Genomic DNA, 16,337 nt, shown 5'->3' on the forward strand with positions numbered 1-16,337 from the left:
TTTCGCCAACCTCTTAAGGGGCAGGATTGGGGTAGCGCTGGTGAACCGCTTCGATCTCCGCCAGGATCTGCGGGGACAGCTCCACATCCAGGCAACTGAGGTTCTCTTTGAGTTGGGTCAGGCTGGTGGCCCCAATGATGGTGCTGGTGACAAACCAGCGGCTGCGCACGAAGGCCAAAGCCAACTGGGCCGGTGTCAGACCGTGCCGGCGGGCAATTTGCACATAGGCGGCCACCGCTTCTTCCACATTCGGCTTGCGGTACCGCTGGCCAAAGCCTTCAAACAAGGCCAAACGGGATCCCGGCGGCTTCACCCCCCCCAGATATTTGCCCGTCAGCAGCCCAAATCCGAGCGGGCTGTAGGCCAGCAAGCCCACCTGCTCGTGGCGGCAGACTTCCGCCAGGCCCATTTCAAACGTGCGGTTGATGAGGCTGTAGGCATTCTGAATCGAGACCACCTTGGGCAACCCCAGTTGCTCGGCCACCTGGCAAAACTGGCTCACCCCCCAAGGGGTTTCGTTGCTCAGGCCGATGTAGCGGATTAAGCCCTCCTGCACCAGCTCCGCCAGGCCCTGCAGTTGCTCGGCGATGGGAACAGTGGGCCGCTCTTGGCTGGGATCGTAGGCAACGCCCCCAAACAGGGGCACGTAGCGATCCGGCCAGTGGATCTGGTAGAGGTCGATGTAGTCGGTCTTCAGGCGTTTGAGGCTATCGGCCACCGCCTGCTTGAGGTTGTCGCGGGTGATGGACAGGGATCCGCCGCGAATCCAATGCCAGGGCCGACCAGGGCCGGTGATCTTGGTGGCCAGGATCAGGCGATGCCGCGGTTGGTGTTGCAGCCACTCGCCGATGTAGCGCTCGGTGGATCCCTGGGTTTCCGCCCGCGCCGGCACCGGGTACATCTCGGCGGTATCGATGAAGTTGATCCCGTGCTCCACCGCGTAGTCGAGCTGTTCGAAAGCCTCAGACAAAGTATTCTGCTGCCCAAAGGTCATGGTGCCCAGGCAGATCTCGGAAACTTGCAAAGGGCTGTGGCCAAGCTGGCGGTAGCGCATGGGGAATCTCCGTCTCCAACCCTAGACAGCGCGCCAGTCCCCATTGTGCCCAAAACCTGTCGGCCTACGGGATCCCCCGCTATGCCCCCGTTCCTATTTCGGTGCGGATCCCAGCAGGGGAACGTACTCGCGGTAGAGCTGACCCAAAATTTCCAGACCAATGCGGGTGCGGCTATCGGGGGGGCGAGCCTCAATGGCCGCCTTGACTTGCAAAATCGTGCCCACCGGATAGGGGGAGCGCAGCTCCTCCCGCTTGCCCAAAAACACATCGGTGAAGTAGTCGATCAGCCGCTTGACTTCTCCCACGTCCTTGCGGGAAATGTCCATATCCAAAACGGTGGTCAACTTGGCCCGCATGGCCTGAAAACTTTGCTGGCCGGTGTTGAGGGCCACCCGTTTGGCCAGGCTATCCACCACAATTTGGGTGATCTTCTCCACATTTTGGGTGACGATTTCTCGGTGGCGGGCGGCAAAGCGCAACTGAACCTCATCCAGAAATCGTTCTCGTTCCAGAATCTGGATGCCCTGTTGCTCCAAATCCACCCCATAGCTCTGCAATTGCTTATACTGATTCAAAACCCATTGGTTGTAGAAGGAATCCGCCAAAACTCGCCAATAGCCGATGAGGGTGGCCTCGGCAGAGGGAACGCTGACCAAATAAGCTTCGCTGGTGATGTGGCGCAAATGCTCTGTCAGCTTGTCTCGCTCCTTCTCATCCAAGTAGGAGGTGCGCGGCACCCAAACTGCCCCGTACTCGCTTTTCACCTCCCCGGGCAGGGATCCGAAGAGGGTGTCAAAAAACTGATGAATGCTGAAGAGAAGAAACTTTTCCGGATCCTGAAGGCGGTTGAGCAGTTCCTGTTTTTTCTCCTCCTGATATTGAGTTACCAACTGCTGGGCCTCGGCGATCTGGCCGCGGGCCACCTCCACATCTTGCCGCAGCTTTTCAATCTCCTCCGAGCTCACCATCTCAACACCAGTAGGCTCCCGTTCCCCGCTGAAATAGCTGCCCCCCAGCCCGCTGCCCCCAATGCCCACCAGGGGAGCGTCGCTGTCGTTGTCCAGGGTTAGAAGGCGAGCAAGAGCCTGGAGTCGAGCCTGCCGATTGGAGGAGCGCAGGGATCCCAGCTCCACCGGATCCCCACTTTCCCAACCGTCCAGCCCACCAATGCGGTAGAGCGTGTAAAAATACTTGCTGAGTAGAAGCGCCAGCAGATGCCTGTTCTTGACCTCGTTGTACTCCAGGTAGGCCCGCAGACACAGTTGGAAGGCGATGTTGGGCAAGCTGCGACACACCTTCATAATCTGGGTGTAGACCCTTTGCAGGTGAGGCCGAAAGCTGCGTGGGATCGCCTCGGGCCGCAGGCCGCGCAACAAGAACTCCTGCTGGCGCAGATCTTGAGGGGTAAAGTAAAAACTTTCTTGCCAAAGCAGCTCATCCAAGTCACGGGCAAAAATCGGTTTCAAATGGTCGATGATTTGCACCACAACCGACTCGGTGAAGACCGGTATAATCTTTTCGATGTGAAGCTGATCGTAAACGGAGCGCAGCCGCTTGCTGCGGAAGTCTTCGATGGAGATCAGCCCCTTCATAGTCCCGATCCGACCATCGCTCAGCAGGAACTTATAGACCACTTCGGCAGTGGCCCCTGGGGAGAGAACAAGAGTTCCCGTCAAGTCAGGGCAGATTTGCAGGGGGCGTAGCAGGCGGCTGGTTTCGCTGACGCTGAAGCAACTCCAAGCTGCCGGGTTTAACACCACCGACGATAGGCCGGCCAACAATTGCTTCTCATCCAAGTCCTCCAGCCGAATTTCTCCCCTGTGAGCTTCGCTAGGTCCCGGAGGCAAGCTCGCCCGCGAATCCTGAACGGCGGAAGGGGATAAGGATGGGGGAGATGTGCTCATGCGGTAAAGGCTATTGAATCTTAACGTTCACTCTAAGTCGGCGAAGGATGGATGAGTGTGATCTGTATCTGATACATTTACGCTGAACACTGCTGAACATCACTGTTCAACTATGCAGCGATAGCATTCTGTTTGTTTCCAACCAGAATGGCGGTATCCCGCAAAGCTTTGAGTAGAATACCCAAAGCGCAGTTTCCGTGTCGTCTTACTACCAATTTTCTGCTTTGCTTTGGCTACCATGTTGGCAGACTCGAAAGTAAACAGAAAGATCAACTGGTAGTAATCCGTACTGAACATATTATACATTATTTTCAGTATAGTTGAGCTTATTATTGACTAGAGTCATGCTCTGTATCCAATGAAAGTCTCTCAAGAAGAATCTGCCCAAAACCTGCCTCGCAATGATCTGCTGCCACCAGTATCTAGAAACGGTTAGCTTTTGGGTAGCGTGCAACCACTGTTTTGAGGATCCACAAATCGATACGTACCTTCAGCTCTGATGGATGAGGCTGCTGAGGCTTCACCCCTTTGTCGTGGACTGCTTGCCGAGCCGGTTTTCCTGCTGCAACCCCTAAGCTAGGATGAAAGATCTGCCTATCGGTATGAGATATCGGGCTGGAGTTGGGTTTGAATGCGTTTTGACTTCAGGATTGGGGTGCAGCGGTCATGACGACCATTTTGATTGTCGACGACGATCCGACGATTCGGCTGGTGTTGAAGCGATCCCTGGAACGACAGGGCTACACCGTGGAGATGGCCAGCAACGGTTCCGAGGGACTGGAGCAAGCCCACCTGCTGGTGCCGGGGCTGATCATCTGCGATTGGATGATGCCGGACATGGATGGGCTGGAGGTTTGCCGACGCATCAAAGCCGATCCCAAGTTTTCCACGACGTTTTTTATTTTGCTCACCGCTCGCACCGAGGTCGAAGACCGCATCCAGGGCCTGGATGCCGGAGCAGATGAGTTTCTAAGCAAGCCCATCGACCCCAATGAGTTGCGGGCACGTGTGCGAGCCGGATTACGCTTGCACCAGCTCAGCTATGACCTGCAGCAGCAAACGGCCAGGTTACGGGCAGAATTGGCCGAGGCGGCCAGCTATGTGCGTTCTCTCCTGCCGGAGCCGGCCTATTTTCCCGACTGCAAAGTGACCCTCGAGTGGCGCTTTTTACCCTCCCAGGAATTGGGGGGAGATTCGTTTAACTATCATTGGCTGGATGAGGAACACCTGGCCATCTATCTGCTGGATGTGTCGGGGCATGGGGTGGGATCCGCTCTGTTGTCGGTGTCGGTGATGAACCAGTTGCGCACTCAAGGCTTGGCCGATGCCGATCCCCGCCAGCCGGACGCGGTCTTGCGTGCCCTCAACCACTCTTTTCAAATGGGATCCCACCATGAGATGTACTTCACCCTTTGGTATGGGGTTTATCAGCCGGGATCCCGTCTGCTCTCTTTTGCCAGTGCCGGCCACCCACCTGCCCTGCTCATCCAGGGTCAGGATTCGCTCCTGCTGAAGACTGCCAACTTGCCCATTGGCATTTTGCCCGACCTCACTTTTCAAAGGGATCAGGTGCGGATCCCCGAGAACAGCCATCTCTACCTGTTCAGTGATGGAGTTTACGAAGTCATAAACCCCCAGAGAAAAATCTGGGGGCTGGACAATTTGATAGCCCTGCTGAGCAAGGGCGCTGGCAATAGTTTGGATCACGTGATCCATCAGGCCCAATCCTTTCAGGGGCGGACGGACTTTGAGGATGATTTCTCCCTGCTCCGGATCAGCTTTGGTTAGAGGTGAGTTATGGCTATTGCAAGCTGCTTTGAGGCGATCCCTTGAGGATTCCCGTTTGCGACAGCTCCAGCCCCTTTCCCAAAGGAAGAGAGGAGCCGGGAATCGAGGCGATGCCCAGCGCGACCGGAAATGACCCTCTTGGCTCAAGGGGACTCTGTCCTGCTGTCGCGATCAGCCATCCGGCCCCTGGAGTTGCTCCCACTGAGCGGGGGTAAAGGTGCGCAGGGCCAAAGCATGTAGGCGGCCATCCTGCAGGTAGGCTTTCAGGGCCTCATTCACCAGCCGGTGCTGTTTGATCAGGGGCAAGCCCTGGAATTGTTCCGCCACCACAATGGCCTGGAAATGGTGGCCATCGCCGACCGTGTCTTCCACCTGTACTCTCGCACCGGGCAGGGCGGCCCGTACCAACGCCTCAATTTCTCGTGGATCCATGCGCTGTTGTCCCCGTGGTCTCACTGTGTCCAAGCTCAAGATCCCGCCTCGGATCTCGACCTGCTCATCCATTGTGCTCCGCACCGCTATCGCGTCCACCTTAGACGGTTCTGGGGCAAAACGGGATCCCTTCCGGCCCACTACGGGCAGAGGCCAGGCTGGGATGGCTCAGCACCAAGACCTCGGTGATGGGACCGCGTTTGTGGCCCTGGGCGTTGATGGCACGGCTGGCAGAGATGGTCTGGATGGGGTAATCCCGGTACAGTTCCCGCACAAAGGGGCAATCGGAATTGGAGAGCAGCACCTGCACGCCTCGGTCGGCCAATGTTCCAAACACTTCTCGCAGGCGGATCTGTTCCGCTTCGCCGAAGGCAAACCGGCTGTAGGCTGTGAAGCTGCTGCTGGCAGAAAGGGGATAGTAAGGGGGATCCAAATAGACGAAATCCCCGGGTTTGGCTCGTTCGAGCACCTGCCAAAACGGCTGCACCGCGATCTCCACGCCTTGTAAAACCCGTGCCACGGCCCGTAGGTTCTCCGCGTCGCAAATGCGGGGATTACGGTAACGGCCCAAAGGAACATTGAACTCTCCCCGCGAGTTTTCCCGGTAGAGGCCATTAAAACAGGTCTTGTTCAGATACAGCAGGCGGGCAGCCCGTTGCGCCGGATCTTCAAATCGAGCCGCGCGGATGGTGTAGTAATAATCCCGGCTGTGGTGGGCTTGGTGGTGGCTGAGCAGGGCGATAAGCTCCTCCACGTGATCCCGCACGCAGCGATACACATTCACCAGCTCAGGGTTGATATCCGACAAAACAAAGTGTCGAGAACCCGATGGGATCCCTTGGGCCAGATGAAAAAAGACCGCTCCACCCCCCAAAAAGGGCTCGTGATAGGTGTTCCAGGCGCGAGGAAAAAAGGGTTCGTATTGGCTGAGCAGTTGCCCTTTTCCCCCTGCCCATTTTAGGAAGGGACGCGCTTTAACGGCTGGCTCCGCTGGGGTGGGTTCGCAGGAGTCGGGTACAGGGTTCCAGAGTTCTTCCCGCCGCAGAGCACGCCTATGTCCAAGAGAACAAGGGTGGATCATCGTTGGTTCAGTGATCTGGATTCTCTTCCAGCAGCTTTTCTAGCGTCTCGATCCAATGCTCTAGCTCCTCCAGCGCCTGCAACACTCCCCCTGGGTCGCTCAGATCTGCCTGCAGCAGCTGGGTGGTTTCTTCCAAAGTCAGGGATCCGGGCGGGCTGGCCAACCAACGGAGGTAGTGGGGCAGAAAGTTGCGCGGAGAACTGTGATAGCGGCGGTGACAGGCCAAGGCCACCAGGCTGGCAAGGCTGGCCTGATAGGCACTGAAGGGGCGGAGAAACAGCTCCGGCATCCCCACCCAGTAAAACTGGTGTTCCGGCAACAGTTCCACCGCATCTCCGCACAGCTCCTGACACAGCTTCAACCACTCTTCGCTCACCCAAAGAGGATAGGTTGCCACATTTTCCCATGCGGGGATCCCCGACCGATAGAGGAGCAGCTCCAGCCGACTGATCAAGCTCTGGTAAAACACCGCCTGCAACTGGGCTTCCAAATGGTGTATCAACAGGGCCTGGGCCAACTGGAGGCTGCCGGAGCGTTCCCGCCAGCGCTGCGGAGCAGTTTGCCCCTCTGGGTCGTAAAGAGCAGGCCTGCCCATGCGAGGGGATCCCACTGCTGAGGCAACCAGGTGATCCAGGAGTATTTGCTGCAAAAAGACGGTGTGGGCCTGCACCCCCCACGCTCGCGGCAGCAGTGCGGAACTCCCCTGCATCTCCTCCAGATCCAGCCAAACTTGGGGATCCTCAGGCCGGAGCCGCTGGCTGATGATAGCAAGAACCTTCAACAGGAGCTCGCTCCCGCCGGATCCCGTTTCTCCTGGTCTAGACGAGGACTCTGTTTCGCTGACGGGAGTGGGCTTGTCTGCCTCGGTTGCGATAGCGCCGACTTCCAGCAGCCAGGGTTTGGCCTGGGCCGCACACTCGGGGCAGAAGTCCTGCAGGGCTGCCCAGATTAGAGAGGTGGCCTCAGCAGGGGTCAGGGGTGGAACGGGATCCCGCCAGGGCGCACGCAAGTCGCAGATGCGAATGGAACGCCCCATGTTTCGGCTTTTGAGGCGGTAATAGTGCTGGAACAGGTCAAACCGATCGCGGATCCCTTCCAATAGGTTCTCCAAAAAGGTTTGAGTCAGGCCGTGGCGGGCCAGATACAGGTCGGCAGCAGAGTCATAGCCCCGCCATTGGGCCTCCCACAGGTGGTCGCGGATCAGGGTGCTGAGGATAAACCCACCCAGATCTGCATGGGCCTCCAGGTGTTGGCCCAGCCGCTGATAGGCAGCCCAACGGATTTCGGCGCTGGCGTGAGTTTGTAAGCTCTGCAGCTGGACAAGAGTGTGCTCTGGGAGCGCAGCAGGCGAGTTCAGGGTCACTTGCCACAACTGCCGCCAAGCTAACCTTCCTGTTGGGTACTGTTGGTGGAGCAGGCACTCCAGAGGCTCCGGTTGTTGGTGACCCCGCTGCTGCAGGAGGCGACACAAAAACTGGCGAAAGGGGCGCAGCTCCGGCTCAGCACAAGCAGCGGCCAAGGGATCCGAGGGCCGATCCTCTCGCTCCTGCGGCGTCTCAGCTGCGGGTTCGCCGAGGGGAACGGCGGTCAGGGATTGCAGTTCCAGGGGGAAAAACAACAGCTGGCTCTGCAGGGAGATGACCCGCTCCAGATCCCTCCAGCTGGGGTCTGCCTTCGTCCAGGCCATCTCTGGTTCGGCCTCAGCCGGGATCGCTGTTGGAAGGCTGCTGCTCTCGCAACCCTCGGCAAGATGGGCTGCCAGGGCGAGCGCCTGCGTCAGCTCCGACAACTCCTGCAGCGCCACCGCCAGCTCTGGCGGGCTGAGCTGGACCACCTGCCCCCGGTAGCGCTGGGCAAACTGCTGCACCTGCTCCTCCAGTTCATTCCAGGTTAGGGCGCGCTTTTTCCCAGAGCCAGAGAAACGCTCGAAAGGGGGTTCAGCAGCAGGAAAGACCACCGGCATCAGCCTCCTAGAGATGGGGTCGTCCCTCTGTTGGCTTGTCGGCAGAGGGGTGTGCCCGCCTTTTGACCTCTGCCAAAGGGCAAATGGCTGGGGAAATCTGGGTTGGAGGTGCAGGCTGCGATCAGAGGGATCCGGATCCCTGCTATCCCCCCCTCCCATCCTGGTCAGAACATAGCCTCACCGCTGCTGTGCTGCGCAAAGGCGGCAGCAACAGCCAACCCAAGCCTGAGCCATTCGGCAAGCTCGGATCTGGGATCCCGCATTCATTAAAGACTGCGACTGCGAAAACCGACGTGCCTCCTTTGGGGCAGGAAAAACCTGAGATGATTGTGACATTCTCCTTGGGCAAATGCAGCCGGCAGCGTGGGGATCCCAATTTCGGCCAGGATACGTGTTGGGACAGAATAGGCCTGCGGCCACTTGTGCAAAGGGTAAAAGAACTATCCGAGGGAGGTGACTGCATTGTTTGCTCAAGTCACTGCTGCCGCTCTGCTGGGACTCCGGGCCGTGCAGGTTACGGTGGAGGTGGATGTGGGCGGTGGCTTGCCCCAGATCACCTTGGTGGGACTGCCCGATACTGCCGTTCAGGAGGCCAAAGAGCGAGTGCGGGCGGCGATCAAGAACTCCGGCTTTGCTTTACCCCAGCGGCGGATCATCGTCAACTTGGCCCCTGCCGATCTGCGCAAAGAGGGCCCCAGCTTCGATCTGCCCATTGCCATCGGGATCTTGGCGGCCTCCGGGGTGATCGAGGGGGAAGCGCTGGCCAACACCCTGATGGTGGGGGAATTGGCCCTAGACGGCACCCTACGCCCGGTGGCCGGGGTTCTGCCTATTGCCGCCAGCGCTGCTGAGATGGGGATCCGCCGCCTGGTGGTACCCCAGGAAAATGGGCCGGAAGGAGCGGTGGTGCAAGGGATCCAAGTGTATGGGCTGCCCTCCTTGGCGGCGGTGGTGAACTGGCTGCAGCACCCGAACGGGGTTAAGCCGATCCAGATCCAACCGCAACAGATGGTGTCGGCCAATTTGGAATCCCCTCTGGACTTGGCGGACGTAAAAGGACAAGAACACGCCCGGCGGGCCTTGGAGATAGCGGCAGCCGGCGGGCACAACCTGTTGCTGGTGGGCAGCCCGGGAGCGGGCAAGACCATGCTGGCGCGGCGACTGCCCGGCATTCTGCCCCAGCTGCAGTGGGAAGAGATGTTGGAGATCACCCGCATCTACTCGGCAGCCGGCCTGTTGCGGCAAAATCTCCACCTGGGTGGACAAACCGCCTTGATCACCCAGCGGCCCTTTCGCGCTCCCCACCATTCGGCTTCGGCAGTGGCGCTGGTGGGTGGCGGCCCCTACCCCAAGCCCGGGGAAATCTCGCTGGCCCACCATGGCATCCTGTACCTGGATGAGCTGACGGAATTCCGGCGGGAGGTGCTGGAGGTGCTGCGCCAACCCCTGGAAGATGGCAAAGTCACCATCTCCCGCGCCCGCGTTTCCCTGGAGTTTCCCGCCCAAACCACCCTGGTGGCCTCCACCAACCCCTGTCCCTGCGGCTTCTACGGGGATCCCGTTCACCCCTGCACCTGTACGCCGCAACAGCGGGAGCGCTACTGGTCCAAGCTCTCCGGCCCGCTGCTGGATCGCATCGACCTGCAGGTGCGGGTCAACCGCCTTAAGCCGGAAGAAATTGTCCGCGCCCAGGGCGGCGAATCTTCCCAAGCGGTGCAGCGGCGGGTGGAGCGGGCACGACAACGGCAGCGGCAGCGCTTTCAAAACGAGCCTGGGATCCACTGCAACGCCCAGATGCAATCCCGCCACCTGCGGCAGTGGTGCTCCCTTTCGGATCCCTGTCGCAAGCTCTTGGAAAGCGCCATCCAAAAGTTGGCCCTGTCTGCGCGGGGGAGCGACCGCATCCTCAAGGTGGCCCGCACCATCGCCGATCTCGAGGGCGCGGAGGCCATTGCCCCCACCCACATTGCCGAAGCGATTCAATACCGCAGCCTGGATCGCGCTCGGCTGTAAAGCCCAAGCGCTCGGCGCCGCTGACGCGACTACCCCCAGCCCCCTCCCAGATAGGGTTTCCCTCACTGCCAGAGCTCCGGCCTGCCCTACGGGATCCCATCCCCTGTTTTGCTGGGAAAAAGCTGCCCCCCTTGCACCTGAAGGATTTGGGCGGCCTTGAGCCAGCTGGCGTCGAAGGATCCCAGATGGGTGGTGGTAACCAAGGTTTGCACGCGCTCCTGAATGGCTTCCAAGAGTTGGTTTTGCCGGTGCAGATCCAGCTCGGCCAGCACATCGTCCAAGAGCAGCAAGGGCGGATCCCTGACCACCTGCTCGATCAGCTCCAGCTCCGCCAATTTCAGAGCCAAAACCAGAGTGCGCTGCTGGCCTTGGGATCCATAGGCGCGGGCGGCAACTCCGTTAATGCACAGCTCCACTTCATCCCGATGGGGGCCCACCAGAGAGCTGCCCAGGGAGTGTTCGGCGGCGGCTTTGGCGCGGATCTCGGCCAAAAACTGGGCTTGGATCACTTCGGGGCTGGCCTGGGGATCCGGCAGGGGCACTTGGGGTCGATAGGTAAGGGTCAGGGTTTCCCGTCCACCGCTAATGACCCGGTGCCAGTGAGCAGCCAAAGGCTCCAGCCGTTGCAGCAGCCGGGCGCGGCGGCGCATAATTCGGCTACCGGTGGTGGCCAGTTGGGCATCCCAGAAGGCCATCTGCGAGAACTGAACGCCAGCAGCCGCTTGCGTTAGCGGGACAGAGTCCTTGGGATCCTGCTTCAAAAGGGCGTTGCGCTGCCTGAGGATCTGGCGATATTGCTCCACCAGGCCGAGATAAACCGGCTCCAGTTGCAGCAACACCCCGTCCAACCAATGGCGCCGCGTCTCCGGAGCGCCCCGCACCAGCTCCAGATCCAGGCTGGAGAACACCACGGCATTCACCTGTCCCAAAAAGTCCGCCTGGCGGCGCAGCACCTGCCCGTCCACCTTCAGGGATCGCCTGCCGCTGCTGCGCAGCTCCATCACCAGCTCATGGGCCACACCCAGCCGTTCCACCGTGGCGGCAATCCGCGCCTGCTGTTCTTCTTGATGCACCAGCTCCCGATCCCGAGCGGCCCGCCGCGAGCGCAAGGTGGCCAACAGCTCCACCGCTTCCAGCAAGTTGGTCTTGCCCTGGGCGTTCTCCCCCACCAGGATGGTTTTGGGCGCGTCAAAGGTGATCTCTTGATCCCGGTAGTTGCGAAAGTGGCGCAGGTGCAGAGAACGCAGGTACACTAAGGGCAGATGTAAAGACGCGATCAATATCTAACCAAGAACAGCCCCCGCTCTGGGGGCTTTCACTTTAACCCAACTCCAGCAGGGGCCAGAGAAGATAGAGGGGTTAACCCCGGAAACTCAGCCAGCAGGGATCCCTTCTATCCCCAGTTCCGGGTAGGCCAGATCAGCGCCTGGTCAGGGTAGTCATCCCCCCGAGGCGCTCAGCCGCCAACAGGTGTAGGGCAGCGCGGGCGGAGTAGCGGGCAGCTTTGCTACGGCTGTAGTCGGCGAAGGTGTAGCTGCTGGGATCCGTACTTACGTCGCCCAACAGGTTCTGCACTTGATTCTGCAGGTCAGAGACGCTGCCGGAGTTGATGTTGGCGAAGGCCATCTCCGCTTGCAGCCGGCTGAGGTACTCCTGAGTCCGGAAAGGGGCCTCGAAGAAGGAACGGCCAGGGCGGCCCATAAAACCCAGCTCCGCTTCGTAGAGAACTTTGGCTGCTTTGGCTAAGTTTTCCGCTGCTTTGGCCTGCTCGCGGGCGGCGAAGAAGTTCCCCGCCTCAAGTGAGGCTTGGGCGTTGGTGAAACTCTCCTGGCCGTGTTCCAAAAGGCGGGCAGCCTCTGGGGAAGACCCCCGCTGAGAGAGGAAGCTGGCTTCGGCCAGGTGTCGCTGCGCCTTAGCCAGATCGCGGCTGGCTCGCTCAAGATCCCGCGGGCGCTGCCAAGTTGGCTGTACCTGAAGGGGAGCTGTGGCTTCAGGAGCAGAGCGTCTGCCCCGCTGGGCTTGCGCCGGGGATCCCAGCACCAGGGGGGTGAGCAGAACCAAAATCGGCAGAGAACAACCCAGAGCGCGAGCAAAAGAGGAACGAATCGTCATTGGTCATAGACTCCAATCGACAGGACAAGCCGGTTTGGGTTATCGCGGCTCATCTTGAGAATGGCGGAGAAAAATGACGTGAAGATGACAAGGGCAGCTCTACCGTAAATATCGATCCCTCTCCCACTTGGCTGGCCACTCGCAGGGATCCCCGATGGGCGGTGACGATCTGCTGGGCCAAGGCCAGGCCCAGACCGAACCCACCCGTATGGCGAGCACGGGTTTCATCCACCCGGTAAAACCGCTCAAACAGATGGGGCAGATGCTCGGGGGGAATGCCAATGCCTGTATCCTTGACGTGGAGGTAAGCGCGCTGGCGCTGGCTTTCCAGGCTCACCTGCACTGTGCCGCCTGCAGGGGTGTACTGCAGGGCATTGCGCAGTAGGTTCTCGATGGCCTGCCGCAGCAGGGCAGCGTTCCCCCGCACAAGCCAACCCCCAGAAAGATCCGTCTCAGGCAGGTGGCATTGCCAGTGAAGGCCAAGGGCCTCAGCTTGGGGGCGGTATTGCTCGCTCAGCTCCTGCAACAGCGCTCGCAAATTCAGAAGCGGCAGATCCTCCAGGGGCAGGGATCCCTGCTGGCGGGCCAACTGCAGCAAGGTATCGATCAGCACGCTGAGGCGGCGGGCACCGCTCACCACCTTTTCCAGGCGAGGTTGAGCTTGTTCCGGGGCCAGCAGAGCCATTTGAGCATTGCTCATCAGGGCGGCCAGGGGGGCGCGCAACTCGTGGGAAGCATCGGCAGTGAAGCGTTGCAACTGCTCGTAGGAGCGACGAATCGGCTGCATCGCCAGCCCCCCCAAGATCCAGCCGGCCCCGCCGATCAACGCCAGCGTCAGCGGGATCCCGATCCCCAACCCCCAGCGCAAGCGACCCAGGGTAAGTTGCAGCGGTTCCAGGGGCACCGCCAGTTGCAAGTAGCCCAGTAGCTTTTCCTCCTGCTGCACCGGCAGCGTGAGCTGGCGCAACAGTAAGCCGCTCTCTCCTTCCACCGTTTGGAAACCCAGTTGGAGATGGTGAGGCGGGCCATCCAAGTCAAACAGCTCCAGAGGAGGCCGGGATCCCGTGTACTGGCGCAGGGATCCCAAGCTTTCCCTTCCGGTGCCGGGAGCAGGATCGAACCAGCGCACATAGGCCAAGTGATGGTCGAGGGGTTGGGTTTTCCCCCCCAAAAAGGGCACCTCGTTCAACACCAACCGCCACTGCCCCTGGCGCAGCTCGTACTTAATGGCTGCCGCCATGATCCCGGCCTGAACCTGCAGCTCCTCGTCAAAAGCCTGCAACTGGTTCTCCACTTCCAAGCGGTAGAAGACGGCGGCAAACACCAGCAGGATCCCCCCCATGACCCCGGCAAAGCTGCGGGCCAAGCGACGGCGGCTGTGGTGAAACACCAGGGATCCCGTCCCTCTTGTCGCAGCCTTCTGCCCCAGGTGCGGCTGAAGGGGGTGTGCCAGGGAAACCCAGTTCCAGCCCAGCCATGGGAGAGAATGCTTGTGTTCAGCTCTTTTCACCTCCATCGCCACCCCCTAGAAACTGCTTTCATGGGTTCTCTTCTGGAGAGGCTATGCGCAGCCGGTACCCCTGGCCATACACCGATTCCAGCCAATCTTGGGCCTCCACCTCTTTTAACCGTAGCCGCAACCGCCGCACCAACGCAGCCACGGCATTGCTCTCCGGCTCACAGCCCCATTCCCACACCGCCTGCTCGATCTGGCCCCGACTGAGCACCTGGTTGGGATGGCGCATCAGGTATTCCATCAATTGAAACTCCTTGCCCGAAAGCTGTACCTGCCTCCCCTGCCGCTCTAGGGTCAGGCTGGCCAAGTGCAAGTGCAGGGATCCCAGGCTGAGGCTGTCTCCTTGCCATTGGGGGGAACGGCGTCCCAAAGCCCGCACCCGTGCCAGCAGCTCCACCAGATCCACCGGCTTGACCAAATAGTCGTCCGCCCCCGCATCCAACCCCTGCACCACATCCGATGTTGCGTCTTTGGCAGTTAACATCAGCACCGGTGCACATCCCCCCGATTGGCGGTATTGCCGACAGAGCTGGATCCCGCTTGGCCCCGGCAGCATCCAATCCAAAATCAGGAGATCATAGGCTTTCTCCTCCATCAGCCAGGCAGCCATCTCCCCTTCCTTGGCACAGTCAACCACGTGGCCGCACTTGGACAGGGCAGCCTGTAAAGGCTCCAACTGTTCCGGGTCGTCCTCCACCAGCAAAATTCGCATCGTCCTGTGCGCCGTTGACCAAGACGGCCAGTTCCCACTGCCCAGGCTAGGATGGATCACGGAAATAGCCCTCTGCAAGGGAGAGAACAACGGTGGGGTGGCCCAAAATCCATCGGTGGCAAGATCTAGGGTTTGATTTTTGGCTGGTGCTGCCCTTGGCAGGGCTTCTTTTTGTGGCGGGGGGAGAGTGGGTGACGGGCCAAGCGCTGAGCCGTCCTCGCCGGCTAGAGCAACCTTTGGCGATTCGCAGCCAGCAACAAGCCACCTTGGCTCTGGATATTCTTTCCATTCAGGCGGAGATCCGCCGCTCCCGTGGCTACACCAAGGTGGAGGTGACTACCACCAATCCCCACCTGCGCAAGCTGGAATTTGAATTTCCACAACTGGATCCAGACCAGGTGTCGGCTCAGATTGCCCAAGAGCTTGGCCTTGCTCCCAAGCAAGTGCAGCGCCTGACCCGCTATAGCTTGGACTAGAGAGCATGACTCTAGTCAATAATAAGCTCAACTATACTGAAAATAATGTATAATATGTTCAGTACGGATTACTACCAGTTGATCTTTCTGTTTACTTTCGAGTCTGCCAACATGGTAGCCAAAGCAAAGCAGAAAATTGGTAGTAAGACGACACGGAAACTGCGCTTTGGGTATTCTACTCAAAGCTTTGCGGGATACCGCCATTCTGTTTGGAAACAAACAGAATGCTATCGCTGCATAGTTGAACAGTGATGTTCAGCAGTGTTCAGCGTAAATGTATCAGACACTCCAAGTCCGTTCAAAAAATGCGGGCTAACTGCTCGCAGGCAACTCTAATTTTCTCCAAGCTACCGGGATTGACCAAGCCGTAGTAGTCAAATCCATAAACTTTCCCAGTTTGGACGGCTTGCAACCGATTCCAAAAGGGGCGGGAACGGAAAAACGCCAAGGGATCCGCCGCCTCCGGGTTGACTACCAGCAGAACTTCTGGGTTGGCTTCCAGGATGCGCTCTGCCGAAAGGGTGACGTAGCCCCGAAAAGGCCCTTGGCTTTGCAAGGTAGCGGTGAGATTGTCCGCGCCAAAGCGTTCCAGCAGATCCCCGGCCCAGCTTTGCCGGTTGGGAGAAAGAATCGGCTGGGTGCCCACCAAGAGCAAGGTTTTGGGTCGAACGCGGGGCAGTTCCTGGGGCAAAAGGGATCCATACTGCCGCAGCAAGGGATCGGGATCCGCCCCCAAAGCAGCAGCCAGGGTGGCAATCGTCTCTTCCAAAGCAGCCCAACTGTCCACGCGGGTGAGGTAGGTGGGGATCCCCAGCTCCTGCAGCCGTTCTGCCAGAGCCTCGTGAAAGCCACTGGCCCCCACCACCCAGTCCGGTTGTAGGGCCACAAGCTGCTCCAGGTTGGGTTGGTTGCCCAGCCCCAGGCGGGTCAAGCCTTGGAAGCGGGGATCCTCCTCCAACAAACGACCGGCAGGGATCCCCACCAACCTATCGGGGGCCAAGCGATAGAGGATATCGGCAGTCAAGGTGGTGAGGCTGGCTACCCGACGAAAAGGACTCTGTCTCGCTGACAGGAGTGGCTCCTGAGGGATCCGACCTTGGGCTTGGGCCAAACGCCCCATTCCCCAGGCCCCCACGCTGGCCAGACCAAAGGCGAACAGTTGACGGCGAGAAAGACGAGACAGCATAGACAATCTGATACATTTACGCTGAACACTGCTGAACATCACTGTTCAACTATGCAGCGATAGCATTCTGTTTGTTTCCATTCGCGTTAGCGGGACGGA

Annotated in this window: 13 protein-coding genes and 1 pseudogene; 4 read left to right on the forward strand and 10 right to left on the reverse strand. The window is 59.6% G+C overall.

Features of this window, described 5'->3' with window-relative positions; translation table 11 throughout:
• Nucleotides 1–13: 13 nt before the first annotated feature.
• Nucleotides 14–1,054 carry an NADP(H)-dependent aldo-keto reductase gene (locus ACVWXF_RS04400; protein ID WP_457473738.1) on the reverse strand — a complete coding sequence of 347 codons (1,041 nt, stop codon included), beginning with the start codon at nt 1,052–1,054 and terminating at the stop codon, nt 14–16.
• A gap of 93 nt (nt 1,055–1,147) precedes the next feature.
• On the reverse strand, nt 1,148–2,902 hold the full coding sequence (locus tag ACVWXF_RS04405; protein ID WP_457473739.1) for a hypothetical protein: 1,755 nt from the start codon (nt 2,900–2,902) through the stop codon (nt 1,148–1,150).
• Nucleotides 2,903–3,625: 723 nt separating this feature from the next.
• Between ACVWXF_RS04405 and ACVWXF_RS04410 the strand changes: the two genes are divergently transcribed.
• On the forward strand, nt 3,626–4,747 hold the full coding sequence (locus ACVWXF_RS04410; RefSeq protein WP_414374972.1) for a PP2C family protein-serine/threonine phosphatase: 1,122 nt from the start codon (nt 3,626–3,628) through the stop codon (nt 4,745–4,747).
• Nucleotides 4,748–4,918: 171 nt separating this feature from the next.
• Here the strand turns inward: ACVWXF_RS04410 and ACVWXF_RS04415 are convergent, their stop codons facing one another.
• Genes ACVWXF_RS04415 through ACVWXF_RS04425 form a run of 3 tightly spaced genes read right to left on the reverse strand, consistent with a single transcriptional unit; the run spans nt 4,919 to nt 8,223 of the window.
• Nucleotides 4,919–5,251 carry a BolA family protein gene (locus tag ACVWXF_RS04415; protein ID WP_414330062.1) on the reverse strand — a complete coding sequence of 111 codons (333 nt, stop codon included), beginning with the start codon at nt 5,249–5,251 and terminating at the stop codon, nt 4,919–4,921.
• Between the two features lie 28 nt (nt 5,252–5,279).
• Nucleotides 5,280–6,260 (reverse strand): DNA adenine methylase, encoded by a 981-nt coding sequence (locus ACVWXF_RS04420; protein WP_457473740.1) that lies wholly within the window; start codon nt 6,258–6,260, stop codon nt 5,280–5,282.
• A 7-nt stretch (nt 6,261–6,267) separates the two neighbouring features.
• Nucleotides 6,268–8,223 carry a peptidase M3 gene (locus tag ACVWXF_RS04425; RefSeq protein WP_457440897.1) on the reverse strand — a complete coding sequence of 652 codons (1,956 nt, stop codon included), beginning with the start codon at nt 8,221–8,223 and terminating at the stop codon, nt 6,268–6,270.
• A gap of 462 nt (nt 8,224–8,685) precedes the next feature.
• On the opposite strand from ACVWXF_RS04425, the gene ACVWXF_RS04430 reads away from it, so the two are divergent.
• The gene (locus ACVWXF_RS04430) at nt 8,686–10,236 is read left to right on the forward strand and encodes a YifB family Mg chelatase-like AAA ATPase (protein WP_457473746.1); all 1,551 of its coding nucleotides are present in this window, start codon (nt 8,686–8,688) and stop codon (nt 10,234–10,236) included.
• An 86-nt stretch (nt 10,237–10,322) separates the two neighbouring features.
• Here the strand turns inward: ACVWXF_RS04430 and recF are convergent, their stop codons facing one another.
• The 4 genes from recF to rppA all read right to left on the reverse strand — a co-directional run bounded on the left by recF (nt 10,323) and on the right by rppA (nt 14,576).
• Nucleotides 10,323–11,489, reverse strand: a complete 1,167-nt coding sequence (gene recF, locus ACVWXF_RS04435) for a DNA replication/repair protein RecF (RefSeq protein ID WP_457473747.1) — start codon at nt 11,487–11,489, stop codon at nt 10,323–10,325.
• A 166-nt stretch (nt 11,490–11,655) separates the two neighbouring features.
• Nucleotides 11,656–12,348, reverse strand: coding sequence for a DNA-binding protein (locus tag ACVWXF_RS04440; protein ID WP_457473741.1), 693 nt, complete (start codon nt 12,346–12,348; stop codon nt 11,656–11,658).
• A gap of 49 nt (nt 12,349–12,397) precedes the next feature.
• Nucleotides 12,398–13,858 (reverse strand): sensor histidine kinase, encoded by a 1,461-nt coding sequence (locus ACVWXF_RS04445; RefSeq protein WP_414343060.1) that lies wholly within the window; start codon nt 13,856–13,858, stop codon nt 12,398–12,400.
• 28 nt (nt 13,859–13,886) lie between these two features.
• Complete coding sequence (rppA, locus tag ACVWXF_RS04450) at nt 13,887–14,576, reverse strand: two-component system response regulator RppA (protein ID WP_414355523.1); 690 nt, start codon at nt 14,574–14,576, stop codon at nt 13,887–13,889.
• 92 nt (nt 14,577–14,668) lie between these two features.
• Between rppA and ACVWXF_RS04455 the strand changes: the two genes are divergently transcribed.
• Both ACVWXF_RS04455 and ACVWXF_RS04460 read left to right on the forward strand, forming a co-directional pair.
• A complete protein-coding gene (locus ACVWXF_RS04455) occupies nt 14,669–15,052 on the forward strand; it encodes a hypothetical protein (protein WP_457473742.1) in 384 nt (127 codons plus the stop codon).
• A 57-nt stretch (nt 15,053–15,109) separates the two neighbouring features.
• Nucleotides 15,110–15,293: pseudogene (locus tag ACVWXF_RS04460) on the forward strand (hypothetical protein); the annotation flags it as partial.
• A 57-nt stretch (nt 15,294–15,350) separates the two neighbouring features.
• On the opposite strand, the gene ACVWXF_RS04465 reads toward ACVWXF_RS04460, so the two are convergent.
• Nucleotides 15,351–16,238, reverse strand: a complete 888-nt coding sequence (locus ACVWXF_RS04465; RefSeq protein ID WP_011434267.1) for an ABC transporter substrate-binding protein — start codon at nt 16,236–16,238, stop codon at nt 15,351–15,353.
• Between the last annotated feature and the right edge of the window lie 99 nt (nt 16,239–16,337).

The sequence above is a fragment of the Thermostichus sp. MS-CIW-40 genome (assembly GCF_054058315.1).

What these genes read in the sequence shown, in the direction of transcription:
- ACVWXF_RS04425 (WP_457440897.1), bottom strand. Translation starts at nt 8,223, where the DNA reads ATGCCGGTGGTCTTTCCTGCTGCTGAACCCCCTTTCGAGCGTTTCTCT.
- ACVWXF_RS04440 (WP_457473741.1), bottom strand. Translation starts at nt 12,348, where the DNA reads ATGACGATTCGTTCCTCTTTTGCTCGCGCTCTGGGTTGTTCTCTGCCG.
- ACVWXF_RS04465 (WP_011434267.1), bottom strand. Translation starts at nt 16,238, where the DNA reads ATGCTGTCTCGTCTTTCTCGCCGTCAACTGTTCGCCTTTGGTCTGGCC.
- ACVWXF_RS04410 (WP_414374972.1), top strand. Translation starts at nt 3,626, where the DNA reads ATGACGACCATTTTGATTGTCGACGACGATCCGACGATTCGGCTGGTG.
- rppA (WP_414355523.1), bottom strand. Translation starts at nt 14,576, where the DNA reads ATGCGAATTTTGCTGGTGGAGGACGACCCGGAACAGTTGGAGCCTTTA.
- ACVWXF_RS04420 (WP_457473740.1), bottom strand. Translation starts at nt 6,260, where the DNA reads ATGATCCACCCTTGTTCTCTTGGACATAGGCGTGCTCTGCGGCGGGAA.
- ACVWXF_RS04400 (WP_457473738.1), bottom strand. Translation starts at nt 1,054, where the DNA reads ATGCGCTACCGCCAGCTTGGCCACAGCCCTTTGCAAGTTTCCGAGATC.
- ACVWXF_RS04415 (WP_414330062.1), bottom strand. Translation starts at nt 5,251, where the DNA reads ATGGATGAGCAGGTCGAGATCCGAGGCGGGATCTTGAGCTTGGACACA.